The sequence below is a fragment of the Rhodococcus sp. NPDC019647 genome (assembly GCF_044389235.1).
Classification (GTDB): Bacteria; Actinomycetota; Actinomycetes; order Mycobacteriales; family Mycobacteriaceae; genus Rhodococcus_F; species Rhodococcus_F oxybenzonivorans.
Window position 1 is genome coordinate 93256 of the sequence record NZ_JBIRXS010000029.1, and the last position, 6048, is coordinate 99303.

Here is a 6048-nt window from a genome sequence, read left to right on the forward strand (position 1 = left end):
TTCACCTGTGCCGGTCGAGCAGATCACCGAGATCGCCGATCTGCGGCGCCAGGCTCGGAGGTGGCTCGCCGAAGCAGAGATCCCCACCGTGCCGTTGGAGCTGGAAGAACGGTTCAACGTCCTTCGTCGATGGCAGCGCACACTATTCGATGCCGGCTGGATGGGGCTGGGATGGTCACGGGAAGCCGGCGGACGTGGCCTCACCGCGCGCCACCAGCAAGTCTTTTCCGAGGAGCTGGCGCGCGCTCATGCACCCGCCCCGATCGGGTTGATCGGCCTCGATGTGGTCGGCCCCTCGATCCACCGGTACGGTTCGCCCGAGCAGCGCTCCCGTTTTCTGCCACCGCTGCTCGCCGGTGAAGACATCTGGTGTCAGGGGTTCTCCGAACCTTCCGCCGGCTCCGACCTCGCATCACTGCGGACCCGCGCTCTTCGCCACGGGGACAAGTACGTCGTCAACGGACAGAAGGTCTGGACCAGTTGGGGTAATCAGGCCGATTGGTGCGCACTGCTGTGCCGCACCGACCCCGACGCCGGTCCCAAGCACGCCGGCATCTCCTACCTCATCGTCGACATGAGTTCCCCCGGAATCACCGTCCGTCCACTCGTCCAGATGACAGGCGATGCCGAATTCTGCGAAGTCTTCTTCGACAACGTCGAAGTCCCGGTCGGCAACCTTGTCGGCAAGGAAAACGACGGCTGGCGAATTGCCCTCGACACCCTGTCTCAGGAACGAGGCAACTATGCAATGCGCCGACAGGTGGAGATCGGCTGGGGTGTCGAGAAGACGATCGACGGACTACGAGGCACCTCCCCGGAATCGGCGACCAATCGTCGGATCAGCACCGCCATCGGAGAGTCACACGTGGCGCTACGGGTGTTGGACGCCCAGATCCGCCGAACTGTGCAACGCCTGATCGACGAAGAGGGACCACATCCCCTCGACTCGATCGACAAGCTCGTCCTCAACGACGCAGAGCAGGTGGTCGGTCGCGCCCTCGCCGATCTTCTCGGACCGTTCCGCCTCGACACCGAATCACAACCTCTCGGCCTGAACGCCGCACAGTTGATTCACGATCACTACTTCTCGCGTGCCGCATCAATCTACGGCGGTACATCCCAGATCCAACGCAACATCGTTGCCGAGCGGCTGCTCGGCCTACCCAGGAGCTGATGATGAGTCTCACCGCACCTGACGTGGACCTCGTCACCCCTATCCGCGAATTCTTCGACCGCCGTGTCACATCCGACTACCGTCATGCCCTGCTCAGCGGCGGCGGTTGGGACCCGGATCTGATCGCCGAACTCGACGACCTCGGCTGGTTCGAGCTGACCCGCCCCGAAAACCGCGGTGGTCTAGGCATCGACCTGACCGCGGTCGCCGGTCTGATCGCCTTGGTCGGTGATCGGCTCGTACCCGGCCCCCTGGTCGAGCAACTGATCCTGCCGGCGTACCTCGACATTCCCGAAGGTTCGCTCGTCGCCTTCGCCGACCCTGCCGTCACCCTCGACTGGGCCTCCTCGATCGGTTACGTGCACATGGAATCGGGGCAGATCCAGGGAACGATCGAACTCGTACGCTGTGGCGCCGAGGCCAATTCGCTGGTACTGGCAGTCGACGGCCCGGACGGACCGGCGCTGCTGCTCCTACCGGGCAGTGACCCGGCGCTGACGCTCACGCCGATCAGCAGTTCTGATCCCACATCGCATTACGTGCGCCTGGAGATCGCATCGCGAACTGTCGCCGACGCCGAGATCCTCGCCACCGGAATCGAAGCGGCCACACTCCTACGACAGATCCGGGCATGGTTCCGGCTTCTCACCGCCTGCGAAATCAGTGGTATCGCCCGCCGTATGCTCGAGAAAACCGTCGAGTACGTCGCGCAACGTCAGCAATTCGGCAAGCTCGTCGGATCGTTCCAAGCCGTGAAACACATTGCGGCGTCGATGGCGCAGGCGACCATCTCGATGGAGGCGCTCTGCGAGGCAACGGTTTCCGATATTGCCTCTGCTGACGTTGATTTCGACATCGAGATGGCAACGTGGACGGCCAAGGCCTATGCCGCCGGCGCCGGACGACAGGTGGTCGAGGACGCCTTGCAGTTGCATGGCGGGATCGGCTTCACCACCGAATACGACCTACACTGGTACTACCGCCGCGTCCTCGCCCTGCGGACCTGGTATGGGGACGAGCACGAACTCCACGCACTCATCGGTTCGCGGCGCCTGACCGACGGAGTCGACCGATGATCACCGCAACTCACACCGATTCCGCGCGCCGCGACCGCTACCTCACCAGCGGCGAGTGGAGCCGCAGCACGATCGATTCTGCTTTGGCCGAGTGTGCACACCATCACCCTGATCGGCTGGCTGTGGTCGATGGCGATCGTCAGGTCAGTTATGCCGAACTCGACGCCATGATCCGCCGGTTGGCCGGCGTGCTACTCGAGCGTGGGATCCGGCCGGGCGACTCGGTGGTCTGGCAGTTGCCGAACTGGCTCGAAGCGATCGTCGTACATCACGGTGCGCTGCGGATCGGCGCGGTCTCCACCCCGATCATCCCGATCTATCGACATCGCGAAGTGCAGTTCATTCTGAAGCAATCGCGAGCGCGTATCGCGTTTGTGCCCGGCATGTTCCGAACCTTCGACCACCGCGGGATGTTCGACGAGCTGGCGCCCACGCTCCCCGACCTCGAGCATGTGATCACCGTTCGCGGTTCCGACAACGAGTTCGACCAAATCCTCTCGGGCGCAACTCCACTCGACAATCCAGTCGAGCACGCCAGCATCGATATCGCATTGCTTCTGTACACATCCGGAACCACCTCCGATCCGAAGGGTGCTCTGCACACCCACGAAAGCCTGGATTACGAGAACCGGAGCATCATCGAACTCTTCGATCTGACCGGCGAGGACATCGTGTACATGCCCTCACCGGTCGGTCACATCACCGGCATTCTGTACGGACTGCAGTTGCCGTTCATGCTCGGCAGCCATGTCGTGTTCCAAGATATCTGGGACCCCGGCGCCGGCCTGGAGTTGCTGCAACGCCGACGCTGCACGTTCGTCGTCGGTGCCACACCCTTCTTGCACGGGCTGGTACACCACCCGGATCGCGCCGAGTACGACATCGCCCTGCGGGTTTTTGGTTGCGGTGGCGCCGACGTACCCCCCGAACTGATCCGGCAGGCCGAGGAGCAGCTGGGCTGCACCGCGACCCGCATCTACGGATCGACCGAATTCCCGACTCTGTCCGGCGGAAATGCGAGCGATCCGCTGGACAAGCGCGCCACCACCGACGGGCGTCCCATCGGGTCCGCACAAGCGAGGACTGTCGATGAGCACGACACTCCGGTCCCTCCGGGCGCGGTCGGCGACCTGCAGGTTCGCGGCCCTGACCTGTTCACCGGATACCTCGATTCGACACTCAATGCGGATGCCTTCACCCCGGATGGCTGGTTTCGGACCGGTGATCTGGCGGTGATCGACGAGGACGGGTACATCCAGATCACCGGCCGGCGTAAGGACATCATCGTCCGGGGCGGGGAGAACATTTCCGCCAAGGAGATCGAAGACCTGCTCTTCGAATATCCCGGTATTGCCGATATCGCGGTGATCGGCATGCCCGACCCGATCATGGTCGAACGCATCTGCGCCTATGTGGTACCGAGCGACCAGGCGCATCCACCTGCCCTGGACGAGCTCACGTCGTTCCTGCGCGAACATCGGATGGCTACCCAGAAGCTGCCCGAGCGGCTCGAAGTCGTCGAACAACTACCGCGGACGGCGACAGGCAAGATCCAAAAGTTCGTCCTGCGTGACCGAATCCGAGACACTCTGACCTCCGACAAGGCTGTCTGATCGCACTCCCCCATCTCCCTCGTACCCCTTCCGAAAGGAAACTCCCGTGAACACCACACTCCTCGAGGAACTCGACGTCCTCGTCATCGGCGGCGGCTTCTCCGGCGTCTACCAGCTCGACCGGCTGCGCACCCTCGGCTACAACGTCAAGATCTACGAGGCCGGCACCGGACTCGGCGGCGTCTGGCATTGGAATTCCTATCCAGGTGCACGCGTCGATACCTGGGCGCCGGTCTACCAGTTCTCGCGTGAAGAGCTCTGGCGCGACTGGAACTGGAGCGAGATGTACCCCGGTCGTGACGAGCTGGTGCGCTACTTCGAATACGTCGACGAGAAGCTCGACCTGAGCAAAGACGTCCGCTACGAGACCCGTGTCCTGGCAGGCCGGTTCGATGAAGAAACCCATAAGTGGACATTGGTCTCCCGCAACGAGCGCACCGGTGAGGAATTCACCACCCAGGCGCGGTTCGTGATCATGTGTCTCGGTGCCGGCTCCAAGCCCCTCTTCCCCAACCTCCCTGGCCTCGAGAAGTTCGGGGGCGACTACTTCCACACAGCACGCTGGCCACTGGAGGGCTACGACCTTGCCGGCAAGCGGGTCGCCGTCATCGGCACCGGAGCCAGCGGCATCCAGGTAATCCAGGAGGCCTCGAAGGTCGCAGATCATCTGACGGTGTTCCAGCGCACCCCCAACACCGCGCTTCCGATGAATCAGCGAGCGCTCACTGAGGCGGACAATGCCGAGATGAAGAAGACCTACCCGGAGCGATTCGCCAACCGCAAGAACACCTGGGCCGGTTTCGATTATGACTTCCTCAAAGAGAACCTCCAGGATCTGAGCGAGGAACGTCGCAACGAAATACTCGAGGAGCTCTGGACCAACGGTGGGTTGCAGCCCTGGCTGGGTGGCTTCCTGAATGTCCTGTTCGACAAGGACGACAACGACATCCTGTATGCGTTCTGGCGGGACAAGACACGTCAACGTATCACCAGACCCGAGCTGGTGGAACTGCTTGCACCGACCGAGCCGATCCATCCGTGGGGCGTCAAGCGTGTCTCCCTGGAGCAGAACTACTTCGAGAGCCTGTGCCGTGACGATGTCGAGCTCGTCGATTCCTCTGCCAATCCGATCCGGGAGGTCACCAGTGACGCTATCGTCACCGCGGACGGAACCCGACACGAAGTCGATGTCATCGTGCTGGCCACCGGCTTCGACTCGGTCACCGGAGGTTTGACTGCCATCGATATTCGCGGCACCAGCAATGAGACCTTCGAGGAGGTGTTCCGCGGCGGCAGCCGGACAGCGCTGGGCAAGGCGACAGTAGGCTTCCCGAATCTTCTGTACGTCTACGGGCCCCAGAGCCCGAACGCATTCTGCAATGGTCCGACATGCGCCGAACTTGAAGGCGAACATCTGATCCAAATCGTCGAGCACATGCGGAACAACGGCTATACCCGCATCGAGGCCAAGCCGGAAGCCCAGCAATATTGGGGTGCGCATATCGCAGATCTCACCTCGGCCACCCTCTTCCCGCTGGCCAAGTCATGGTACATGGGCGCCAACGTACCCGGCAAAACCGTCGAAATGCTCATGTATCCCGGCGGTCTTTCGGTATACCTCGAAATCCTCGAGAAGGCCGCTGCCGGTGGATATCAGGAGCAATTCGAACTTGTCTGATCTCACCTGACCAACCACCCCGATCTGAACCGAGGGTAAACACGCTCATACCTGTCGTGACATTCACCTTTGAGCCGTCCATCTAGAGCAGTGGAATCGACGATTCCCGAAGAGGATTTCGAACTTTCGTCGACCACCCTCTCCACAAGGAGCCGATCCAGTCCACAATCGTGCCCAAGTGTGAATCCTTGGCACGGGACCCAATTCCTGACAGCCGAGTGAAAATCACCCAGTACCTCAACCCGCACGGACTTAGGAGTTCACGCGATGGCTACCTACCAACCCACAGTATTCTCGACCGGGCATCAGTTTCTCGAGGCACCTCGCTGGCATGACGGAAAACTCTGGGCCAGCGATTTCTTCAGCGAACAGGTGCTCACCTTCGCTGAGGACGGCGCCGCAACGCCGATAACTAAACCTGATTCCACCGAAGGATCAGCTGCGTAGCAGCGTGTCGAACTGAAGAAAGTGCCCCCTGAACTGGGAAGATTGGAGTTCTCACACAAC

The 6048-nt window shown here is 61.8% G+C and carries 5 protein-coding genes; all 5 read left to right on the forward strand.

The features are described from left to right. The first annotated feature begins 7 nt into the window (after positions 1-7). Entirely contained in the window at positions 8-1174 is a 1167-nt protein-coding gene (locus ACH49N_RS32195) for an acyl-CoA dehydrogenase family protein (protein WP_358276685.1), read from the forward strand. Then, positions 1174-2250 carry an acyl-CoA dehydrogenase family protein gene (locus tag ACH49N_RS32200; RefSeq protein WP_358276676.1) on the forward strand — a complete coding sequence of 359 codons (1077 nt, stop codon included), beginning with the start codon at positions 1174-1176 and terminating at the stop codon, positions 2248-2250. The genes ACH49N_RS32195 and ACH49N_RS32200 overlap by 1 nt, the downstream gene beginning before the upstream one ends. Further along, a complete protein-coding gene (locus tag ACH49N_RS32205; RefSeq protein WP_358276677.1) occupies positions 2247-3863 on the forward strand; it encodes an AMP-binding protein in 1617 nt (538 codons plus the stop codon). The genes ACH49N_RS32200 and ACH49N_RS32205 overlap by 4 nt, the downstream gene beginning before the upstream one ends. A 46-nt stretch (positions 3864-3909) precedes the next feature. After that, positions 3910-5541, forward strand: coding sequence for an NAD(P)/FAD-dependent oxidoreductase (locus ACH49N_RS32210; RefSeq protein ID WP_213572187.1), 1632 nt, complete (start codon positions 3910-3912; stop codon positions 5539-5541). Between the two features lie 267 nt (positions 5542-5808). After that, the gene (locus tag ACH49N_RS32215) at positions 5809-5988 is read left to right on the forward strand and encodes a hypothetical protein (protein WP_358276678.1); all 180 of its coding nucleotides are present in this window, start codon (positions 5809-5811) and stop codon (positions 5986-5988) included. Positions 5989-6048 lie beyond the last annotated feature (60 nt).